Genomic DNA, 21527 nt, shown 5'->3' with positions numbered 1-21527 from the left:
GGGAACAAAGAATATTTGAAAAGGATGAGTAACAAGAAACATCTAAAGAGAGGATTGAAGACAATGGCCAGACAAACCGAAAAATACATGACCAAAAAACAGGCAGCAGCTCTTGTTGCACTTTCTAAAAAAAATAAAATTATTAAGAAGGCAAAATAAAAAAGAGCTTATGCAAGCTCTTTTTTGTTATCTTCATATTCTATAATTTCACTTTACAAGATCCATCATGAACACAGATTTGTTCACCTTATATGCATTGGCAATCTTGCCGGGGTTTGTCTACACGCTGAGACCCGCATAAGCGGGTTTTTTCATTTATTATGGCTTGCTCCAATTGATGGTGCGGAACACGTTACTCTGGTCATTGTTGTAATATGCATCTAAATCAAAGCCTGATAGTCCAAAACCAATTGTCATGACAATTCCTCCGGCAACGGTGAAGATGATTCCCCATTTGATGCATTGCTTTTTTAAATCATTCACGTTCATACTCTCACGACCTTCTTTTTAAACATTCCCATGAATGCCTTAGTGGTTTGAATAGTCATTTGCACAAATAGCTTTGTCAAATACGCCGTGGCTATGCCGCTTAATAATCCGACACCTAATAGAAGAATACCAACGCCAATCTGCGTCACCACCACATGCAAACCGTCCTGAAAAATAAATGGAGAACCAATGATGCTCCAAAAACCGCCGAGCAGACCAGTAAGCGTCAATGCACCTGTCACGAGTGGAATGCACCAAATCACCATATACACAGAAAGAATCAGCAGGAAGACTGTTGCTAGAATACTGCCCCATAACGGAAAGCCTAAAATGAGAATGGAGAGTCTCGTCGCTTTTTCTCCAAACGTCGGCACCTGAACGGTTTTTATACCTTGTTCCTTCATAATCCCTTCAGCGATCAAAGCAGGCTGCCCGACTTGCTGAACCGCTTCCTGTTCACTATAGCCATCTTCCTGATAATCCTCAATCATTTCATCGTAGTATTCGATAAACCGATCACTGTCTTTTTCGCCTAGAAGATGCAGATGCTTCTTTAGGCTGCTCAAAAATTCTTTTTTATTCATTGCCCTGTCCTCCAGAAATAAAGTCGTAAATCGCCATCACCTGATCCCATTCCTCTAAAAACTGCGCCATATGCTCCCGCCCGCTTTCTGTCATGCGGTAGTATTTTCTTAATCGACTGTTATGTTCCTGAGAATAGGTCTCCACATAATTGTTTTGCTCTAAACGCTTTAAAATCGGATATAATGTCGATTCTGAAATCTCAATACAATGGGACATATCTTTAATGATTTGATAACCATAGGAATCGCCTTTCTTTAATACCGCCAGTACACAAAATTCCAGTAATCCTTTTTTTAATTGTGCATTCATGTTTACAACTCCTAACTCTTTATACTATACATTACATAGTATTGTGTGACAAGAGGTATAGAGAATAAAAAAAAGACCCTTTTTCGGGTCTTTTCATTTTTATATATTCACAAATCCTTCTCCGAACACATCGCGTACGTCATGGACAACAACGAATGCGTCTCGATCTATTTTCTTAATAATTTTCTTAAGGCGCATGAGCTCCTGCTTTTGAATGACCGCGTAAAGAATTTCCTTCGATTCCTTTGAATAATGACCGCGTCCGTTTAAAATCGTTACGCCTCGATCTAAGGTGTGATTGATTTCTTCCGCAATATCATCTTTGCATGAAGAAATAATCGTCACTGCCTTTTTCGTGTTAAGTCCTTCTATCACGAAGTCCATCACCTTTGTCGCCACGTACAGCATCACAATGGTAAACATTAATTTTTCCGCACCAATAATAAAATAGGAAGCAAATACAACGATCAGATCAAAGAACAAGATGGCATAGCTCACGTTCCAGTCTAAATACTTGTTGGCAATTCTTCCGAGAATGGCAGAACCCGCCGTTGTTCCACCTGCTCTGAGCACAAGACCAATCCCAATTCCGATGATAATTCCTGCAAAAATCGCTCCAATGATCAATTCATGAACATTCACGACCCATGTTGTGGTCAGGTGCAAAAATAGAGAGTTACTTGCGACGGCAACCACAGTATAAATCGTGGTCTTCTTGTCTAAATACTTATAGCCGACAAGCAGTAAGATGGCATTAAACACGAGGTTCGTCAGCCACGGTGCAATCTCAAACAAATAATAAAAAATAATGGACAGCCCTGTTACGCCGCCTTCACCAAATTCAAGCGGAATGACAAACATGTTCACTGCTGCGGCAAATAAAAAAGAACCAACTAGAATCATCGCTATATCTTTTACACATTTTTTCAATTTCTTCTTTCCTCCTTTTTTAAGCATATAAAAAACCCTCTTTCTGCACGAAAGAAGACAGTCGTTGGACAACATAAAAATCAAAAGACGGCGCCTTTTGATGAAGCTTTCTGAAATCAATCTTTCCATAATATATATCTCTTTTCAGAGGCTGTCAATGACTTGGTTTTCTATTATTTTGACTGCATTTTTATGCATCAAAACCCGCATGTTTTCCGGGTTTTTCCGCCCTATGATGCTTTTTCCTCTCCTTGACAAAAACACTTTAGTCATTTAAACTACTGCCTCATATCATATCCATCATTTCCGATCTAAAAAGGAGGCTGTTTGATTCCGATGAATCCTATTCAAAGCCGTTTACAGGCTCACGCACCTTTGATTTTAGACGGTGCATTAGCAACAGAGCTTGAACGAAAGGGCTGTAACTTAAACGATCGTTTATGGTCAGCCAAAATACTTATTGAACAGCCACAATTGATTCAGCAAGTACACTTGGACTACTTCCAAGCAGGTGCTGACTGCGCAACTACCGCCAGCTACCAAACAACGATTGAAGGCTTTGCTGAAAAAGGCTATACAAAAGAAGAAGCGATTGAACTCATGAAACGCTCTGTCACTCTTGCGAAAGAGGCACGCGATCTTTTTTGGCAGGATGAAGCGCGTCGTGAAGGACGGACAAAACCATTTGTCGCTGGATCTGTGGGGCCATTCGGCGCTTATTTATCTGATGGTTCAGAATATAAAGGAAATTATGGACTCTCAGAGCAGGCTCTTATTGATTTTCACAGACCAAGAATTCAGGCATTAGTAGAAGCGGGTGCAGATATTCTTGCATGCGAAACGATTCCTTGTCTGATTGAAGCAACTGCCATTGCAAAGCTGCTGCAGGATGAATTCAGCGGGGTATCTGCTTGGATCACATTCAGCGCAAAGGATGGCCTGCGCATTAGTGAAGGTGATTCCATTCGAGAATGTGTACAGGCGCTTGAGCCTTATGAACAAATCGCTGCCGTCGGCGTGAACTGTACGCCGCCGCAATTTATTACTTCTCTTATTCAAGAAATGAAAAAGGGAACGAGCAAACCGATTGTGGTATATCCAAACTCAGGTGAAATATATGATCCTGAAGAAAAAGTATGGAACGGAGATACGTCTCATCTTACTTTTGGGGAATGTGCGCATCAATGGTACAAAGACGGCGCGCATATCATCGGCGGCTGCTGCCGGACGACCCCAGAAGATATCAATGACATCTTAAAACGAACCACATCGTAGCATCATGAATCATCACACATACTTCTAAGCAAAAGGGCGGGAAGACATGGAACAAGCAAAAGATCAGTCACAACAATATCAACGAAAAATGACGAGCCGGCACCTGTTCATGCTTTCTCTAGGCGGCGTCATTGGAACAGGGCTCTTTTTAAGCTCGGGGTATACCATCAATCAGGCCGGACCTGCGGGGACCATTCTTGCCTATCTTGTCGGGGCTTTAATTGTCTACCTCGTGATGCTTTGTTTAGGTGAGCTGTCTGTCGCAATGCCGGTCACAGGGGCTTTTCATACGTATGCAACAAAATACATTGGACCTGGTACAGGCTATACGGTTGCTTGGCTATACTGGCTGACATGGACAGTGGCACTCGGTTCGGAATTTACAGCCGCAGGACTATTAATGCAGCGCTGGTTTCCAGACACTTCAGTTTGGATGTGGAGTGGTGTTTTTGCTCTTCTCATCTTTTTACTGAATGCATTTACAGTCAAGTTTTTTGCAGAATCAGAGTTTTGGTTTTCCAGTATTAAAGTGATGGCTATTATTCTCTTTATTATTCTTGGCGGAGCTGCCATGTTTGGTTTGATCCCATTAAAGGGCGGTGAGGTCGCTCCGTTCTTTTCTAATTTCACCGGGGAAGGCGGTCTTTTCCCAAACGGCTTTTTACCAATTTTAATGACGATGCTTGCCGTCAATTTCGCTTTTTCAGGTACGGAGTTGATTGGGATTGCTGCGGGTGAAAGCGTCAATCCTGACGAGACCATTCCAAGAGCAATTCGCACAACCGTCCTGCGTCTCGTCCTGTTTTTCGTTGGAACGATCGTTGTGTTGGCTGGCTTGATTCCAGTAGAAGAAGCCGGGGTGATCAAAAGCCCATTTGTCGTGGTATTTGATCGTATCGGGATTCCTTATGCCGCAGATTTCATGAATTTTGTCATCCTGACCGCGATCTTATCTGCCGCAAACTCAGGATTATACGCATCATCTCGTATGCTTTGGTCGCTTTCTGAGGAACGGACACTTCCTAAAAAACTGGCGAAGCTGACGTCAAAAGGCATTCCTTTGAATGCACTCATTTTAAGTATGATCGGTGGGATTCTTTCTTTGCTATCGAGCGTGATCGCACCAGAAACGGTATACCTTGTCCTAGTGTCAATCTCTGGACTGGCCGTTGTGGTTGTATGGATGGGGATTGCTGCCTCACAATTTATGTTTCGGAAAAGATTTTTACAGGAAGGCGGACAGCTTCATGATTTATCCTTTCGAACACCGCTCTATCCAGTAGTTCCGATTGCAGCCTTCCTCCTATGTCTTGCATCTGTCATTGGCATTGCCTTTGATCCAAATCAGCGGATTGCCCTCATCTGCGGCATTCCTTTCATTGCGCTCTGCTATGCTGCCTATTACGTGACAGCTTGGATTCAGAAAAAGCGAGAAAAACCTGGTGTATAAACATCAGGGTTTTTTCATCTGACAAAAAAGGATATCGCTAGTAAAAGAAGCACACTTTGGTATATGATAGGAATCTATGATTTCAGGATGAACCAAGGGAGTTGTCGTGAATATGGAAATGACCATTACAAGAGCATTAAGTGAACTGAAAATGTTAGATAAAAGAATCAACCGAACCGTTGATGAAGCCGTACTCGGTGGATTGATGATCGGGAAACATATACAGCACGGATTTCAGAATCAAGAAGAGATTGAAAAAAAGGCAAAGGCTGATGATCAATCGATTCGAGCTTTAATCAAACGCCGGAATGCCATCAAATCAGCCATCGTTGTATCAAATGCAACCACAATGATTGATGTGGCGGGTGTCCGTATGACGGTGGCAGAGGCGATTGAACGAAAGACGTCGATAGACTACGATATTCGTTATTTACGGAAAATGAAACAGGTGTACAAAGAGCTGGTCGACAAAGCTGAACAAACGAATGAAGATGTGAAAATGAGACTTGATCAGCATTTAGAGACCTTGTTTGGGAAAGATGGAAAGACACAAGCAGCTGCCAACCAAGAGATCGTGAAGTCTTTTCTAGCTGAAAATGAGGCGGTGATCATCGATCCGCTTCGCCTTCGAGTGAAAATTGAACAGCTTTCGAAAGAAATTGAAGATTTCCAAATGGAAGTTGATTTTTCCTTGTCTGAAAGCAATACACTAACGAAAATACAGATTGATTAATTGATTTTGTTAGTGAGCCGAAAATCGATAGGACTAAACACCTCCGAGGGAAAGGTCATTCCCTCCTCATCTGATGATCATCTTAGGATGATCCTTGATAAAAGCTCAAAGCTGAATGTTCAAGGATCAAAGTTCAAGTGTGAAAGTTCTTATCTATCAAAGCTCAAGATGAAAAGTTAAATGCTCGATCAAATCTGGGAATAACGGCTGATGAGTGTTTGTTTATCGACTCATTCGGTTGCCGCCCAGCAGGTTTGCTAACAAAAAGAAAAGGATGTCACCTGATGACATCCTTTTTTTCTATGAGATTAATAACGTGATGTATATGCCAAATGGTACACACTTGTGACATTTGAAGATAGTTTGATGTCGTTTGACGTGAACGTCACTGGAACGATATCGTAGTAATGTGTTGACCAGCCTGCATTATTGTATGATTGGTAGCCTGCACCTGCAGGAACTTGAAACGTCAGTGAAAACTGTCCATTCTCGTCTGTTGTGCCTGTCGCTGTTTGAGCATAAGATTTGATGGCTGCTTCAAAATAAAGCTTGATCGGCTGATTAGGCATGAGGTTTCCGCTTGCATCTTTGAGTGTCCCTTTAAACGTAGCTGGATAATAAGAACCCACGCGATATTTACTGCCATAGCCGTAATTCACTATTCCACTATCGGCTGCTGTGACACTTGTTACTTCTACAGATGCTGGTACTGCTCCAGTTTCCTCTGCATGTGCAAAGGTTGGGAATACGAGAAGCAATGATAGAACGAAAGCAAACATGATTTTTTTCATCGATAAATCCTCCTTTTTTTTCCTACTATTTTACTATCGACATTAATTGGTATTTTTCCAGTTAAAAACAAAAAAACTTCCCTTTTTTAGAAAGGGAAGTCCTTTTTTTATTTTTTCACAACCACTTTTACCGCTTTGCTTTCTCTTTTTCTCACATCTGATGCGGTCACATACAAAACTGTTTTGGCTTTTTGCGGCTTGATTTGGGCAGTAAATGCGCCCTTGCTATTGGTTTTGACTGTTTTGATGACTTTCTTTGATTTGTTTTTCACTTTAATGGTCAAGCCTGCACCCGCAGTCCCTTTGACCGCTTTACTTTTAATGGTTACTTTGCTCACTTTCGGCTTAGCTGGTGCTTTGCCTTTTTTCACGACGGTTTTGAGCGTCGTAGCGGCCTTTCCTTTTGACATTTTAATGTGAAGGACCTTGTTTTTGTTCTGATGCTTAATCTTCACACTAAAGGTTCCTTTTTTGCCTGCTGTGCCTTTTCCAAGCAGCGTTTTGCCTCTATACACAGAAATAGCAGCACCGGCTTTTGCTTTACCTGTCACCTTTTGATGCTGATCTTCCACTTTGTTCACTGATGCATTCAATTCGACAGCACTTAATGCAGCAAATGCATTCAGTCTGCCATGTCCTGTCATCCAATCAATTCCTGGGATTTTCGGATCGACAATTGGCTCCTCGTTTTCATCATAGAAAACGTCGTCTTTTCCATCAATCGATTTAAATGAGATGTCATCTGCTGTACTTTGCAAAAGATTTCTCACTTGATTTGGCTTTAAGGATGGATTTTTAGAAAGCAGTAACCCTGCTGCTGCTGCCACATATGGTGTCGCCATTGATGTCCCGCTCAGGTATGAGACATTCCCATCAGGCATGAGGCTCGGAATATCCGACCCTGGTGCTGACATGCTCAGTCCTTTGCCATAGCTTGAAAACTCAGCGGCAATATCCATACGGTTGCTTGCGCCAACCGCCATTGCGTATTTTGACGTCGCAGGGTAGCCCATTTCTGGTACGCCATCATTTCCACTTGCCACGACCACTAGTACATTTCTTTGTGCAGCATAATTCATTGCATATTCAATCACTCTGCTGTAATAGCCGCCAAGGCTCATGTTGATCACCTTTGCGCCTTTGTCCACTGCATGTTTGATACCAAGTGCAATATGCTCTGTATCGCCAAAGCCATAGGCATCCAGCACCTTCACCGGAATGATGCCCGTATGTTGGTTAAGGCCTGCCATTGAGTAATGATTATCGGATTTTGCGGCAATGATGCCTGCCACATGCGTACCGTGTCCATTGTCGTCAATCGCATCTTTGTTTCGTCCAATGAGATTCGCACCTAAGTCTGTACGAACAGTCCCGTTTAAATCTGTCAAACGGCTGTCTACACCTGTATCCACAACAGCAATTAATGTCTGCTTCATTTTGCTTGTGCCAATCAGTGTATTCATTTGTTCAAATTTGACGTCAGCGCCTTTTTTCCCGCTGTTTTGCGCACTGTTTTTCAGCGGCCACTGATAACTATACTGCGCGTCGCTGCTTAGCGCACGATAGGTTTGAACAGGCTCTGCAAATTCAACATTCGGCATGCTGGAAAGCTTTCTTGCCGTGCTTTTGATGACCGCTTTGCCTGCTTTTAGTGTCTTTCTAGCTGATTCTTGCCCTGCTGGCACATCATAGACATACATTCCTTTGAATAAAGGACTAACTGACTGAGATGTCACACGGTTTTCTTGGATGCCGTAGCTTTTCATTTTCTTTTTCGCAGATTGAAGTGTTTGGCCATCCTTTAATTTAAAAATGATCTTATTCGTTTTAACCTTCTCTTCTTTTACAAGCTTTTGTTTCTCTAATACATAACCAACTGACTTTCCTTCAAGCTGATCGATGCCCATTTTTTGACTGACGGCTTCTAATTCCTTTTTTAAATATGCCGGACTTGCTTCTTTGAGCATATCAAAAAGAGACCCGATCGCCTGTTGTTCTTTTTCTGTTACGATATGACCGCTAAATGCACCATTTTTCTCTACGTCACTTAGCAGTGTTTTTAATGTGAGCAGATGGTTGTATACCTTTTGCTGCTCTTTTTGATGTTTGATGAGCTTCGATTTGAGAAACGGCTTTGTCTTTTGGAGCAGACGTGAAAGCTTTTGACCTTCTGCCGTTTCATTGAATCGTTTATCTTCGATTGTACGAATCGATTGAAGAATTTCACGCCCGTACTTTTTCTCAATAATGATGATTTCAGGCTCATCTTCTTCAGGAAAAACAGGTTCAGAAGGCGGAAGGTTAGCTCCTTTATATCCGATTGTATATGCCGCATCCTCTTCCTCATCACGGCTGTCTTCCTCCGACCCTAAGTAGAGCACTTTGACATAATAGGGACCTGACCATGCATGCGGGAAGTTGATCTCTGTCTCTCCGCTTGCTGTGTCCACGCGATATCTTGAATATGTGTCATCCTTCATCGCTCTGTCCTTGCTTGGATAGACCGATACGGACAGCACTTGTTTACTTTTCACAGAAATTTGCATGTGGGTATGTTTTGCCACCTCTTGTGCAGATGGCGTGATTTGATACCACGACTCTTCCTTTTCATTCTGTAATGTACCTGAGATGACTTCACCATTTTTTAACCCAATGGCTTCATTGACACTTGTTCCATGAGTGGCAGCTGCTGCCTCGTATCCAGGTAATGCTGCCATACATAGAATGATGGCCATGAGTACGATCACACAGGATTTGACCTGCTTTTTGAACATGAAAAGACCCCCTTATCTTTTATGATACCTTGGAAGAATATCACAGAAATACATTTAGTAGAATCTGTTTTTTACATAATTAAACTCGTTTTAAGCTAGGATTTGAGATATTCAGTCAGCAAGACGGATAGCTTCATAAACTTTTTGCCATTTCAAACGGAAAATGATGCTATTTAACCATGCGGAAAAGTACATTACAATCAACTTGTAAGCGCTTAACAAACAAGAGAGAAGGGATCAGCTTGTTCCAAAAAGATCATGTTTTCACACAAGTAAACGGACGATCAAAGAATGAGGTTTTACAATACATTTCCGAGAAAGCTGAAGACCTTCAGATTACAAACAATCAGGCGGGGCTATTAGCAGATTTGTTGACACGCGAAGACGAAGTCTCAACAGGACTTCAGCAAGGCTTCGCCATTCCACATACAAAAAGCTCCGCTGTACAAACGGCTTCACTTCTTTTTTTAGAACTTGAACAACCCATTGAATGGGGAAGCTTCGACGATTTGCCCACAAGCTATTTATTTACACTGCTCGTTCCACTAGAAGAAGCAAATGTCACACATCTGAAATTACTGTCAGGTATTGCGACCAGTCTAATGGAACCTGCTTTTATCGAGAAGATTCAACCAGGTCAAACAGCTGATTACTATTACGACGTCATTGAACAACAATTGAAAGAGGGGATTACACAATGAAAATTGTCGGTGTCACTTCATGTCCAGCAGGGTTAGCTCATACTCCAATGGCAGCCAAAGCGTTAGAAAATGCAGGTAAACAGCTCGGACACGAGATCAAAATCGAACAGCAGGGGATTATGGGACAGGTGAACGGCATTACAGCAGAGGAAGCGCAGCAGGCAGACCTCTGCATCATTGCCTCAAATCAGCATATCAACGATGCGGAACGCTTCTCAGGCATACCCACTGTACGTGTCGAGATCGGACGTGCCTTAAAAAATGCCGAGCAAATTATCACCAAAGCTGTAGCACTTGTTGAAAAGAAAAAGTCTGAATCTCAATAAACATGAGCAATGCCATATAGAAAGGAGCAAAGCAAAATGAAAGCAAAATTAAAAGTCATTGAAGGCCATCTTATGACCGGTATTTCTTATATTCTTCCTGTAATCATCGGCGCCTCACTAATCGTTGGTTTAGCAAAACTGGTCGGATTAGGGTTTGGCGTTTCAGATTTAAACCCCTATAAGGATGCTGGCGGCATACTGCACGGCGCCTATTTAATGGAGCAGGTCGGCTGGACAGGTATTGGCTTAATGAACGTCCTGCTTGCTGGATTTATCGCCTATTCCATAGCGGATAAATCAGGCCTTGCAGCCGGTTTTATCGGCGGTGCCCTCGCCAGCTCAACCAATGCTGGATTTATTGGTGCCGTCATTGCAGGCTTCTTCGCAGGATATGTTGCTCTTTTTGTAAAAAGAAAAATTCAAATTCAAGACTCTGCAGCCGGGCTCGTCCCTCTGCTCATCCTGCCGCTCATTACCGTTGGCTTAACCGGACTTCTTATGTCAGTTCTGCTGGGCGGACCATTAGGCGCTTTGAACACGGCATTAATTGAATGGATTAAAGGTATGGTCGCTGATGGAACAAGCACACTCGCGCTCGCTCTCATTTTAGGGGCGATGATTGGATTCGATCTTGGCGGACCGGTGAATAAATCAGCGTGGATGGCTGGTAACGCCCTCTTCCTATCAGGTGTCTACCTCCCTGCCATTCTCGTCAATATTGCGATTGTCATTCCACCGCTTGGATACGGGCTTGCGACATTGATTCGAAAACGCAACTTCTCCCCAACCTTTAGAGAAGCCGGACGAGGCGGCCTTGTCATGGGGATTATCGGTATTACGGAAGGGGCGATCCCTTTTACCCTCGTCAATCCTTTGAAATTGATTACGCTCAATGTTGTCGCATGTGCTGCTGGAAGCGGGGTCGCTGCATTATTAGGAGTTCATGACATCATGCCGCCAATTGGCGGGCTATACGGCTTCTTCTCAGTCGGAAACTGGTGGGCTTATTTAATCGGAGCCCTTACTGGCGCACTTGTCATCGGTATTGGCGCCAACCTGCTTGTGAATTTCTCTGAGAAAAAAGAGCCAAAAACGCCGGAACATGATCAGAAGCAGAAAGAAGAAGACGATTTTGACCTTGTGCTAGAAGGATAATTTGAACGAAGAAAGGTGTCGTTGATCAATGACTGTCAATGTACATGTAATTCCACATACTCACTGGGACCGGGAATGGTATTTCACCACCTCCCGCTCCCGTATTTACTTAATGAAAAGCGTAATGGACATCTTAGATACCCTTGAAACAGATGAAAGGTTCCATTACTTCATGCTCGATGCCCAAGCTTCCTTATTAGATGATTATTTGAAATGGCGTCCAGAGGATGAGAATCGAATCAAAAAGCTTGTCACAGCGAAACGTCTCATCATCGGCCCATGGTATACCCAAACCGACCAGCTCGTCATTTCAGGTGAATCGATTGTGCGGAACCTGCAATATGGGATTGAACGCTGTCAGCAGTTCGGCCACGTGATGAAAGTCGGCTATGTCCCTGATTCCTTCGGTCAATCCGCACAAATGCCTCAAATTTATCGCGGCTTCGGCATTGTCGATACGGCATTTTGGCGCGGCGTTTCTGACCATATGACGAACCATACTGAATTCAATTGGCGCGGTGCTGACGGCAGTGAAGTCTTTGCTGTGAATCTGCCATTCGGCTACTACTACGGTGGAAATATCCCTGAGAAAGATGAGGACTTACAAGCCTTTTTATCTGAAAAGATTGGTGCGCTGCAAGCAAAGGCAACCACAAAGAATGTCTATTTCCCGAATGGCTTTGACCAAGCACCGATTCGCAAAAACCTGCCTGACTTATTAGAAAAAGCCAATGAACTTGACGAGCATCACTATGAAATCAGCAGTTTAGAAGATTATATTGCAGCCGTGAAAAAAGAGCGGACATCTTTTGAGACATTACACGGAGAGCTCATTCATGCGAAGCATATGCGGATTCATAAATCTATTTTTTCAACACGAGCGGATTTAAAAATCTTAAACAATCAAATTGAAAACTATCTCGTGAATGTGATGGAGCCCATCCTCACGATCAGCTATTCTCTCGGACACGACTATCCGCATGATACGGTTCGCGATATTTGGTACCTCATGTTTGAAAATGCAGCGCATGACAGCATTGGCGGCTGTAATAGTGACACGACGAATCAAGACGTCTTCTTCCGCTACAAACAGGCAAAGGAAATCGCCGAGAATCTTGTGGACTTGCACATGCGTCTCATCGCTATTCGACTGCAAACAGAGCAAGAAATCACATTCACGTTGTTCAATACACTGCCTTCAAAACGTTCTGAAGTCATTGAAGTCGAAACCTTTATCACGGAACGTCCATTTACGCTAAAGGATGCAAATGGACGAACGCTTCAGTACACAGTGAAAAGCAAAACCGATGTCACAGATTATGTGCTGGCACAGCAAATTTCTCTTAACCCAAGTAAAGAAGTGTACATGCCAAAGCAAGTATGGAAAGCCATTCTGCTGATTGAAGCCATCAACTTACCGTCAGTTGGTTATACACAGGTCATCATGGTCTTCGATGAATCAAGCGAATCGGCATGGGAACAAACTGAAGGACGAGTGATTGAAAATACGTATTACCGCATTGCGGCAAATGACAACGGATCACTGGACATCACAGATAAGCAAACTGGCCGGACATTCTCTGAGCAAATGATCTTTGAAGACAACGGAGATGATGGGGATTCCTACAACTATTCACCCCCTCGTGAGGACCTGTATGTGTCATCCAAGGATCTTTCATCAGCAGACATCTCAGTGGCTAAAAGCGGCCTGCAGCAAGAGCTGACCATCAAGCTTCAGCTCACTGTCCCTTACGACCTAGAGGCGCGCGCTCAGCAATCGGCTGCGACTTCACTTCCGATCACAGCGAAGGTGGCATTAAATAAAGACGATGCTGTCATCCGTTTTCATGTAAATGTCGATAACCATGCATTGGACCATCGCCTGCGCGTTCTTTTTGATACAGGCATCGCATCAAACGTATCACTGAGCGATCAACAGTTTGGTACCATTGAACGCCCAACAGAGCTGACGCAAGAGCTTGAATGGTGGAACAATGAACATTGGGAAGAAAAACCGATCACCATTGAACCGATGCAATCCTTTGCTGCACTTCGTGATGAAGCATATGGTGCCGCTCTGTTGACCGACTGCGTGAGAGAATATCAGATCACAGGAGAAGGCTATACAACGATTGCATATACGCTCTTCCGCTGTTTCGGGAAAATGGGGAAAGAAAACCTTCTTTACCGTCCAGGACGCGCATCTGGGGAAAAAATTGTGGATACGCCTGACGCTCAGCTGCAAGGTGCACTGTCATTCACATTTGGTATGCACTATAGCAAGGATGCAGTCAGCGAGGGACACCTAGCGCAGCTTGCCAAACGGTATACCACACCTGTTCAATGCTACGAGCGGGCAGACTTTTTAAACGGTCGTTTAATTTTCTCTTTCCGAGATGAAAAAGAAGACTTACAATCTACTTATAGCCTGCTTGACATCGAGACAGATGGAGCCATTCTAAGCGCTCTGAAAAAAGAAGAGCACGGAACAGGCATTGTCATTCGTCTCTTCAATCCATATTTAACGCGTCAAACAGCCGCTTCAATCAATAGTTCATCTCTACAACACGGAGAAACAGCGAATTTAGGAGAAACACCTGAAGGACATATACTCAAAGCACAACATGGATCATTACACATTGAACCGCTTACACCTTGTCAGGTACAAACCTACATTGTAAAGAAAAAATGAACATGTAGGGGCGGGATCCAATGGATTCCGCCCCTCTTTAATGGAGGGCATTGATCATGCGAATTGGAGGCATTGAAGCAGGCGGAACGAAATTTGTCTGCGGCTACGGAACTACAGACGGAACGATTGAACACATGACTTCCTTTGCAACAGGGAATCCAGATGAAACATGCCGGCAAGTGATCGATTACTTTACAAAGCATCGTGTCGATGCCATTGGAATTGGGGCATTCGGGCCTGTCGATGTGAAAGAGCAAAGCCCAAGCTACGGGACGATTTTAGACACACCAAAAACAGCCTGGCGCCAATTCCCTTTCCTCTCTACCTTAAAACAAGCCCTCGGGCTCCCGATGAAGCTTGATACCGATGTAAACTGTGCAGCACTCGGAGAAGCCCGTTTTTCAACTGAAGCAGAAAAGCCTGCCTCCTTGGTCTATATTACTGTTGGGACTGGAATAGGCGGCGGTGCCTATATTGAACATCGCCTGATTCACGGATTGCTGCATCCAGAAATGGGTCATATCACCGTTCAGCGGCATCCTCATGACGCTTACGGAGGCTGCTGCCCTATACATCATGACTGTTTAGAGGGACTGGCATCTGGGCCTGCCATAGAAGGACGCTATCATACACTGGCACCCATGCTGCCAGAGGATCATCCTGCTTGGTCACTTCATGCTTACTATCTCGGGCAAATGATTGCTAACCTGCTGCTCACCCTTTCACCAGAACGCATCATTCTAGGTGGAGGCGTGATGAAACAGCCGGCTATGCTGCCGCTTATTCTTGATGAAACAGACAAGCGGCTTCGCGGCTATTTGCAGCTGCCAAAGCCTTTACATGAAATTATCACAAAACCATCCTTTGATGGATTATCTGGTTTAATGGGCGCCATCGCTCTTGGAACTGATGCCTTACAGGCGCAAGGAGCCGCGCAATGATGATGACGGCAGATCCTCGAACCTATCAGCTGATTCAGCGGCTTTTTGAAACGAAGGGGTTCGTGAAGCTGGAGGAGCTCACTGCCTCTTTTCGCTTATCTGACCGCTCTATCCGCAATTTAATCAAGGAAGCAAATGAGTATTTAAAGGAAGCCGGGGCTATGATTAAAACGATCCGAGGAAAGGGATATACTCTTTTAACGAGTGATCAAGACGCTTTCTTACTTTGGCTTCATCAGCAAAAGCTTCCTGCCCGTTCTCTTGTCCCCGTCATGCCAGAAGAGCGTGTACGATTTATGATGAGAAAGCTGCTGCTTCAATCCGATTACTTAAAAATTGACCAGCTGGCTGAAGAACTGTTTATCAGCCGCATGACGGTCAGCAGTGATTTAAAAAAAGGACGAGAGATGTTAGCCCGTTACGGAATGACCCTTGTGTCAAAGCCTGGATTTGGCTTAAAGATTGAAGGAGATGAGCTGCAAAAAAGAACGTGCTATGCAGACTTACTTCTTGAAGAAGAGCCTGCTCTCTCTCATATCACCGAGCGGGAGCAGCTCCATTTTCCTGATATATCTCTTGAAACCATTCGATCTATTGTGTTGACGAACCTGCATCAAGAGTCATTGCTCATTAAAGACATTGCCTTAAAAAATTTAGTCATTCACTTAGCCATTGCGATTCAGCAAACACGAAAAAACCAGCGGATATCCGCCAGTACCGTCCGCACACAAAGATCACCAGTTTTGATGAGAATTGCACAAAAAATCATACAGCAGGTGAGTGACACTTTTTATGTGACTTTATCAGAGGATGAAACAGATTACTTAGTCATGCATCTATTGGCGAACCAAACGTGGAAAGAAGCCGCCCAGCATCAGACGACAGTGGAAGTTCAACAGGCGGTTACAGTCTTTCTACAGCACATTGAAAAAACAAGCGGCCATCGTTTTGCTGATGACAGCATCCTGCAGCAAGACTTGATGCTTCATATGAAGCCGCTATTAAATCGCATCCAATATGGCGTATCATTACAAAATCCGCTTTTGCATGAGATCAAAGCGTCCTATCCTTACCCGTTTGATTTGGCTGTCAGCGGACTGAATGCCTTACAGCTGGTGCGTACGCCAAATGAAGACGAGGCCGCATATGTTGCCTTGCATATCGCTGCTTCATTTGAAAGAAGTCAGCTCGACACCTCGCAAAAAAAGAAAGCTATTATCGTATGCGGGTCTGGACTAGGGACGGCCAGACTGCTTGAAATTAAATTGAAGGCAGCCTTTCAGCACGAGCTTGACATCGTTGAGCTCTATTCCTATCAGGATTATCTCATGAGCACCTCTTTGCCGTGTGACGTCATCATCACAACCGTTCCACTCGCATCAAAGGGGAAACCAGTCATTCAGGTCAGCGCCTTTTTTGAACATCATGATATACAGCGTGTGAATGAAGTCATTCATTTATTAAATGGGCACGGGGCACCCTCAAAAGAGCTGATGGCGTTTTTTCAAGAGCGATTGACTTTCATGAATACTGATCTAAGCAGCAAGGATGAGGTATTAGATATATTATGCAGCCGTTTAGAGGCGCATCAGCTAGTATCGTCTTCTTTTCGGTCCTCGGTGCTTGAGCGGGAGCAAATGTCGTCTACTTATCTTGGCAGCGGCATTGCAATGCCGCACCCGCTTATCACAAATGAAGGCACCTCCTCTGTAGCCATCGCACACTTAAAACAGCCAATTGACTGGCAGGGAGACCAAGTTTCACTTGTCTTTTTATTGGCGATTCATAAGGATGACGCTGCCTGTATGAACCAATTCTTTGAACAGGCCGTCGATTTACTGGACAATCCAGACCGCATTCACTCCCTCAAGCAAGCCAAAACATTTAATGAGCTGATGGATGCGTTATTTCAATAAGATCAAACAAAAGGCCGCCCAGTTCATGAGGCGGCCTTTTTATTTAGATATACATCATCAATCGTATATGACATTTTTTCCTTCTTCACTTAATTTTTTTAAGGAGCTCAGCATATGATTGATTTCTTCATCGGAATGTCTTTCCCAAGAACCTAATTCTGCGACTATTTTCAACGGAGATTTCGATCGATAAGAACGTGTTGGGTTGCCGGGAAATCTTTTGTCAGTCACATTTGGATCATTTTCAAAATCGCCTAACGGTTCTACAATATAAATTCTTTCTTTCGCATCAGACCTAGCTAATTCAGCACCCCATTTGGCCGCGTTTAGTGTTCCGGTGAAATAGATATGGTTCGATTTTTTATCCTGATAATTGGATAAATAAAGCGGTTCAAGCAGATCTCCAATCTTCAATTCCGCTTTTGTCCCATGAAAAAACGGCCCGGGATCTAACACCTTTTGCTTGTCATTCATACAGCCACACCCCTTATCGTTTTTGACTTGCGTATAACAGTATACGGCCTGATCTGGGCGAGAAACAGTCTATAAATGAGATTAAATTCGGGGTATAATGATAGTAGAGAGTTAGATGTGAACAGACATAAGTACTGTAAATAAAAACGGAAATTTCGCATTCACACCAACAATGACGAAAACAAGAATACCTTCCACAGCTGACAGCGTCACAATCAATCCATGGTTCATTGGATATTCCTTCGCAATTAATTTCTGTCCTATATAATTCAAACCATAAAAAATCAAAAACAATGTGAAGAACATAAAAAAAATCGTCATCATATAAACAACCCCTTTCTGATAATGGATTTTTATCCAATTTTTACAATATATCATCAGACTATCATGTTAGAACAACTCGAACAATATGATCTTGCCAATAAAGTGAACGAAGAAAAAAAGCCAACCACCCGCATAAGGTGATTGGCTTTTTCATCATTTACTTCCCGATGTTCTCTCCATTTTGCTGAATCAATGTTTCATACCAATAAGAGCTCTTTTTGCGAATTCTTTTGAGATCTTTTAGGTCAAATTCGTCGCGATTGACGTAGATGAACCCGTAGCGCTTGGAGCATCCTTGGTGTGTGCTGATTAAGTCGATGGCTGACCACGGGCAGTATCCGAATACCTCGACGCCGTCTGTGATCGCCCATTTGATTTGTTCGATATGTTTTTCTAAATAATCAATTCGATAATCATCTTGGATTGAACCATCTTCTTCTAACTTGTCGAAAGCACCCAATCCGTTTTCCGTGATAATAAGCGGCAGCTGATAGCGGTCATAAATCTCGCGCATCGTTGAACGGAAGCCGACAGGATCAATCTCCCAGCCAAACGCATTTTTGCTTAAGAATGGGTTGTTGCCGCCTTTGTAGACGCCATCTTCACCGGATTTCAAATGCTGATCTCCGCCGCGTGCAAATTCGTCGTTGCCATCTCCTTTACTCGCTTCAACCGTTTGAGAAGTGTAGTAGTTAAAGGCAATGAAGTCTGGCTTCGCGCTTTTCAATATATCCATATCTCCCTCTTCGATGACAGGAAGAATGTCTTTTTCTTTCATGTACGCCCAAGCGAGGTTGTTATAACGGCCGAACACCGCCATATCAAGATAAAGCCAGTTTCGGATCGCATTGTAATTCGCCGCAGCAAGCACATCTTCAGGCTTTGGAGAAGCCGGATAAATGAGCGCGATGTTTGGCGCTGGTCCAATTTTCGCTTCAGGCAGCATTTGATGACAAAGCGTCATGGCTTTTGCCTGTGCAACGAGCATATGATGATTCTGCTGATACAGTTCTTTTTTCGGATTTTCTAAATTTGGATCAAGTGTACCGAGCGCTGATCCATGTAAGATCATCATGTTTTGTTCATTAATGGTCAGCCAATATTTTACCTTCTGACCATACTCCTTGAATAGCACCTCTGCATAGCGTTCAAACGCATCCACTGTCCCGCGGTTAGACCACCCGCCCTTTACTTGAAGCGCATGAGGCAGATCAAAATGATACATTGTCACGATTGGTTCAATGCCATAGCGGCGCAATTCATCGATGAGTGAATGATAGAATTCAATCCCCTTTTGATTGATCTCCCCATCTCCATCTGGAATGATCCGTGTCCACGCAATGGAAAAGCGATAAGCCTTCAAGCCCATTTCCGCAAACATCTTCACATCCTCTTTATAACGGTGATAGTGATCGCTTGCGACTTTAAAATCCGTTGTCCCTTCAGGATAGCTTGCTCTCATGTCAATGACAGAAGGCCCCTTGCCATCCTCGTTCCACGCACCTTCTACCTGATAGGCGGAAGTAGATCCGCCCCAGAAAAAGTCTTTTGGAAATGATGCTAGTGTTGAATATCTCATGATTTCTTCCTCCTTTTGATTAAACTAGATGTAAAAATGATTGCCCTGGTGTGATTTGTTTCTCTTCTGTTTCAATGATATCGCTAAACTCACCTGAATTGGTAATAATCACTGGTGTTGTGACGGACAAGCCGGCTGCTTGGATGGCTTCTATGTCAAACTCAGCAAGCAGTTCGCCTTCTGTGATGGTTTGCCCCTGAACAACCTTCGGGGTAAAATGTTTTCCGCCTAATTGTACGGTATCCAGTCCAATGTGAATGAGTACTTCTGCTCCGCTTTCAGAGGTTAGACCATACGCATGGCCTGTTGGGAAAACTGTTGTCACAACTCCTGATACTGGTGCAAACAGCTTGCCTTCTGATGGAATGATGGCTGCGCCCTTTCCTAGTGCACCAGATGAGAATGCCTTATCCTGCACTTCCTCCAGCTTGATGACCTCGCCCTTTAAAGGACTTTTCACATGAGCGGCTTTGACCCCATGTTCGTTTTCAATTACCGGTGCAGAAGCGGCCGGCGTTTCATCTTCATCTACTGGATCTTTAAATCCAATCAAATAAGTTAAGATGATAGAAAGGACAAACGAGACCGAAATTCCGATGATAAACCCTGTAAATCCTTGACCGTAGAAAATCGGCAGTGTCAGTAAACTTGGAAGGCCTGACGCAATTGCAATACTTTGTGAATAACCGATAATCGCACCGCCGACCCCAGCAGAGATAACAGCTGCAATAAATGGTTTTTTCAAACGAAGTGTGACCCCGTATACAGCTGGCTCTGTGATCCCAAACACAGCAGAAACTGCTGTCGATCCAGCCAGTGATTTCAGTTTTTTATTCTTTGTTTTCAGCATAACACCGATGGAAGCACCGGCTTGTGAGAATACAGCTGGCGCAGTGGCCGGCTTGATATGATCTTTCCCATGGACTGCGATATTATTTAAAATCACTGGCACAAGTCCCCAATGGATACCGAAGATGACAAGAATCTGCCAAGCCATCGCAATTAAAGCACCTGCAAGTGTAGGACTAAAGGAGAATACTTTCAGCAAAACAGCTGCAATGCCATTCCCTGCATACACACCAAATGGTCCAAATACGATGAGTGTCAGCGGAACAACCGTGACAAGCAAAATCAGTGGAGTAATAAAGTTTTTGACACTTTCATGAATGACTTTGTTAAAGAAACGTTCGATATATCCCATGACAAACACTGCCAAAATGATTGGGATGACCGTAGATGTATAAGACATTAAGACGACTGGAATCCCGAAGAATGTCACATCTCCGCCGCCTTTTGACAATTCTTGAATGGTTGGGTAAATAAGTGCACCTGCTATCGTCACAGCGACAAACGGATTCGCTTTAAACTTCCTAGCAGAAGTGAATGCGAGCAATAATGGCAGGAAGTAGAACAAGCTGTCAGATGCAGCAAATAAAATTTGATACGACGTATCTTCAGGAGATAACCATTTTGCGTTGATACAGATGCCTAAGAGACCTTTTAAAATACCTGCACCCGCCATGACACCGAGAAGTGGTGTGAAAATCCCCGATACAATGTCGACGAATTTCCCGAAAAGGCTTGTGCTCTCTTCACCTGATTTTGCAGATGAAGCAGCGGAATCCTCTAATAGATTCGTAAACTCTCCAATTTCTCGATATACCTCTGGTACGGTATTGCCAATGACCACTTGAAATTGGCCGCCGCTTTCCATAACGGTAACGACACCATTTAATTTTTCAATGGCCGCTTTATCTGCTTTTGATCTGTCATTTAAGGTGAAGCGAAGCCTTGTGGCGCAATGCACCAATGAATGAACGTTTTTCTCTGTGCCAATGTGTTTGATAATGTCTTCTGCTAACTGACGATAGCTCATGCAAAAACCCCCTTTTTTTCAAAAAAATACGTTTTTGGGCAAAATAAAAACCTAAACGGGCACCAAAAATAGTCGCAGCTTGCTGTTGCGCTTTTTCAGTGAACGTTTAGGTTTTGCCTGCCGAACAGTCACAATCCTCTAAGACGATCATTGTGAAACCGTATTCTTTTATGTTTATGAGCAAATAGTACCACTCACCTTTTCTCA

19 protein-coding genes are annotated in these 21527 nt (G+C 43.5%); 9 read left to right on the top strand and 10 right to left on the bottom strand.

Features of this window, described 5'->3' with window-relative positions; all coding sequences use genetic code 11:
* Nucleotides 1–318: 318 nt before the first annotated feature.
* The 4 genes from BA81_RS19815 to BA81_RS14420 form a co-directional block, all read right to left on the bottom strand.
* Nucleotides 319–489 carry a hypothetical protein gene (locus BA81_RS19815; RefSeq protein ID WP_169737558.1) on the bottom strand — a complete coding sequence of 57 codons (171 nt, stop codon included), beginning with the start codon at nt 487–489 and terminating at the stop codon, nt 319–321.
* Nucleotides 486–1073, bottom strand: coding sequence for a DUF1700 domain-containing protein (locus BA81_RS14430; protein WP_034283151.1), 588 nt, complete (start codon nt 1071–1073; stop codon nt 486–488). Before BA81_RS14430 ends, BA81_RS19815 begins: the two co-directional genes overlap by 4 nt.
* Entirely contained in the window at nt 1066–1383 is a 318-nt protein-coding gene (locus BA81_RS14425) for a PadR family transcriptional regulator (RefSeq protein ID WP_024424392.1), read from the bottom strand. The genes BA81_RS14430 and BA81_RS14425 overlap by 8 nt, the downstream gene beginning before the upstream one ends.
* A gap of 99 nt (nt 1384–1482) precedes the next feature.
* Nucleotides 1483–2313, bottom strand: coding sequence for a YitT family protein (locus BA81_RS14420; RefSeq protein WP_034283328.1), 831 nt, complete (start codon nt 2311–2313; stop codon nt 1483–1485).
* Between the two features lie 336 nt (nt 2314–2649).
* Here BA81_RS14420 and mmuM point away from each other — a divergent pair, with 336 nt between their 5' ends.
* From mmuM to BA81_RS14405, 3 genes are all read left to right on the top strand, one after another.
* Entirely contained in the window at nt 2650–3588 is a 939-nt protein-coding gene (gene mmuM / locus BA81_RS14415; RefSeq protein ID WP_034283324.1) for a homocysteine S-methyltransferase, read from the top strand.
* Nucleotides 3589–3634: 46 nt separating this feature from the next.
* Nucleotides 3635–5038: an S-methylmethionine permease gene (gene mmuP / locus BA81_RS14410; protein ID WP_034283148.1), complete on the top strand. Its 1404-nt coding sequence runs from the start codon at nt 3635–3637 to the stop codon at nt 5036–5038.
* 112 nt (nt 5039–5150) lie between these two features.
* Nucleotides 5151–5771, top strand: a complete 621-nt coding sequence (locus tag BA81_RS14405) for a hypothetical protein (RefSeq protein WP_024427434.1) — start codon at nt 5151–5153, stop codon at nt 5769–5771.
* Between the two features lie 308 nt (nt 5772–6079).
* On the opposite strand, the gene BA81_RS14400 is transcribed toward BA81_RS14405, so the two are convergent.
* Together BA81_RS14400 and BA81_RS14395 are read right to left on the bottom strand one after the other, a co-directional pair.
* On the bottom strand, nt 6080–6562 hold the full coding sequence (locus tag BA81_RS14400; RefSeq protein WP_024424397.1) for an Ig-like domain-containing protein: 483 nt from the start codon (nt 6560–6562) through the stop codon (nt 6080–6082).
* A 107-nt stretch (nt 6563–6669) separates the two neighbouring features.
* Complete coding sequence (locus BA81_RS14395) at nt 6670–9336, bottom strand: S8 family peptidase (RefSeq protein WP_034283147.1); 2667 nt, start codon at nt 9334–9336, stop codon at nt 6670–6672.
* A gap of 242 nt (nt 9337–9578) precedes the next feature.
* On the opposite strand from BA81_RS14395, the gene BA81_RS14390 reads away from it, so the two are divergent.
* The 6 genes from BA81_RS14390 to BA81_RS14365 are packed head-to-tail and all read left to right on the top strand — an operon-like array spanning nt 9579 to nt 17067.
* Nucleotides 9579–10037 (top strand): PTS sugar transporter subunit IIA, encoded by a 459-nt coding sequence (locus tag BA81_RS14390; protein ID WP_034283145.1) that lies wholly within the window; start codon nt 9579–9581, stop codon nt 10035–10037.
* A complete protein-coding gene (locus BA81_RS14385) occupies nt 10034–10363 on the top strand; it encodes a PTS fructose transporter subunit IIB (RefSeq protein WP_024424400.1) in 330 nt (109 codons plus the stop codon). Before BA81_RS14390 ends, BA81_RS14385 begins: the two co-directional genes overlap by 4 nt.
* Before the next feature lie 36 nt (nt 10364–10399).
* Nucleotides 10400–11518, top strand: coding sequence for a PTS fructose transporter subunit IIC (locus BA81_RS14380; protein ID WP_034283143.1), 1119 nt, complete (start codon nt 10400–10402; stop codon nt 11516–11518).
* A 28-nt stretch (nt 11519–11546) separates the two neighbouring features.
* Nucleotides 11547–14210: a mannosylglycerate hydrolase gene (gene mngB / locus BA81_RS14375; protein ID WP_034283141.1), complete on the top strand. Its 2664-nt coding sequence runs from the start codon at nt 11547–11549 to the stop codon at nt 14208–14210.
* A gap of 56 nt (nt 14211–14266) precedes the next feature.
* Nucleotides 14267–15151, top strand: a complete 885-nt coding sequence (locus BA81_RS14370) for an ROK family protein (protein ID WP_034283139.1) — start codon at nt 14267–14269, stop codon at nt 15149–15151.
* Nucleotides 15148–17067 (top strand): BglG family transcription antiterminator, encoded by a 1920-nt coding sequence (locus BA81_RS14365; RefSeq protein WP_034283136.1) that lies wholly within the window; start codon nt 15148–15150, stop codon nt 17065–17067. Before BA81_RS14370 ends, BA81_RS14365 begins: the two co-directional genes overlap by 4 nt.
* A gap of 57 nt (nt 17068–17124) precedes the next feature.
* Here BA81_RS14365 and arr read toward each other — a convergent pair whose 3' ends face one another.
* From arr to BA81_RS14345, 4 genes are all read right to left on the bottom strand, one after another.
* A complete protein-coding gene (gene arr / locus BA81_RS14360) occupies nt 17125–17541 on the bottom strand; it encodes an NAD(+)--rifampin ADP-ribosyltransferase (RefSeq protein ID WP_034283133.1) in 417 nt (138 codons plus the stop codon).
* A gap of 111 nt (nt 17542–17652) precedes the next feature.
* Nucleotides 17653–17865, bottom strand: a complete 213-nt coding sequence (locus tag BA81_RS14355) for a hypothetical protein (RefSeq protein ID WP_024427440.1) — start codon at nt 17863–17865, stop codon at nt 17653–17655.
* A 157-nt stretch (nt 17866–18022) separates the two neighbouring features.
* Nucleotides 18023–19444, bottom strand: a complete 1422-nt coding sequence (locus BA81_RS14350; protein WP_034283130.1) for a glycoside hydrolase family 1 protein — start codon at nt 19442–19444, stop codon at nt 18023–18025.
* 19 nt (nt 19445–19463) lie between these two features.
* On the bottom strand, nt 19464–21320 hold the full coding sequence (locus tag BA81_RS14345) for a beta-glucoside-specific PTS transporter subunit IIABC (protein WP_034283128.1): 1857 nt from the start codon (nt 21318–21320) through the stop codon (nt 19464–19466).
* Nucleotides 21321–21527: the final 207 nt, after the last annotated feature.

This window comes from Bacillus safensis FO-36b, assembly GCF_000691165.1.
Taxonomy (GTDB): Bacteria; Bacillota; Bacilli; order Bacillales; family Bacillaceae; genus Bacillus; species Bacillus safensis.
The sequence above is the reverse complement of the archived record's forward strand: the minus strand, read 5'-3'. Positions and strand labels throughout refer to the sequence as shown.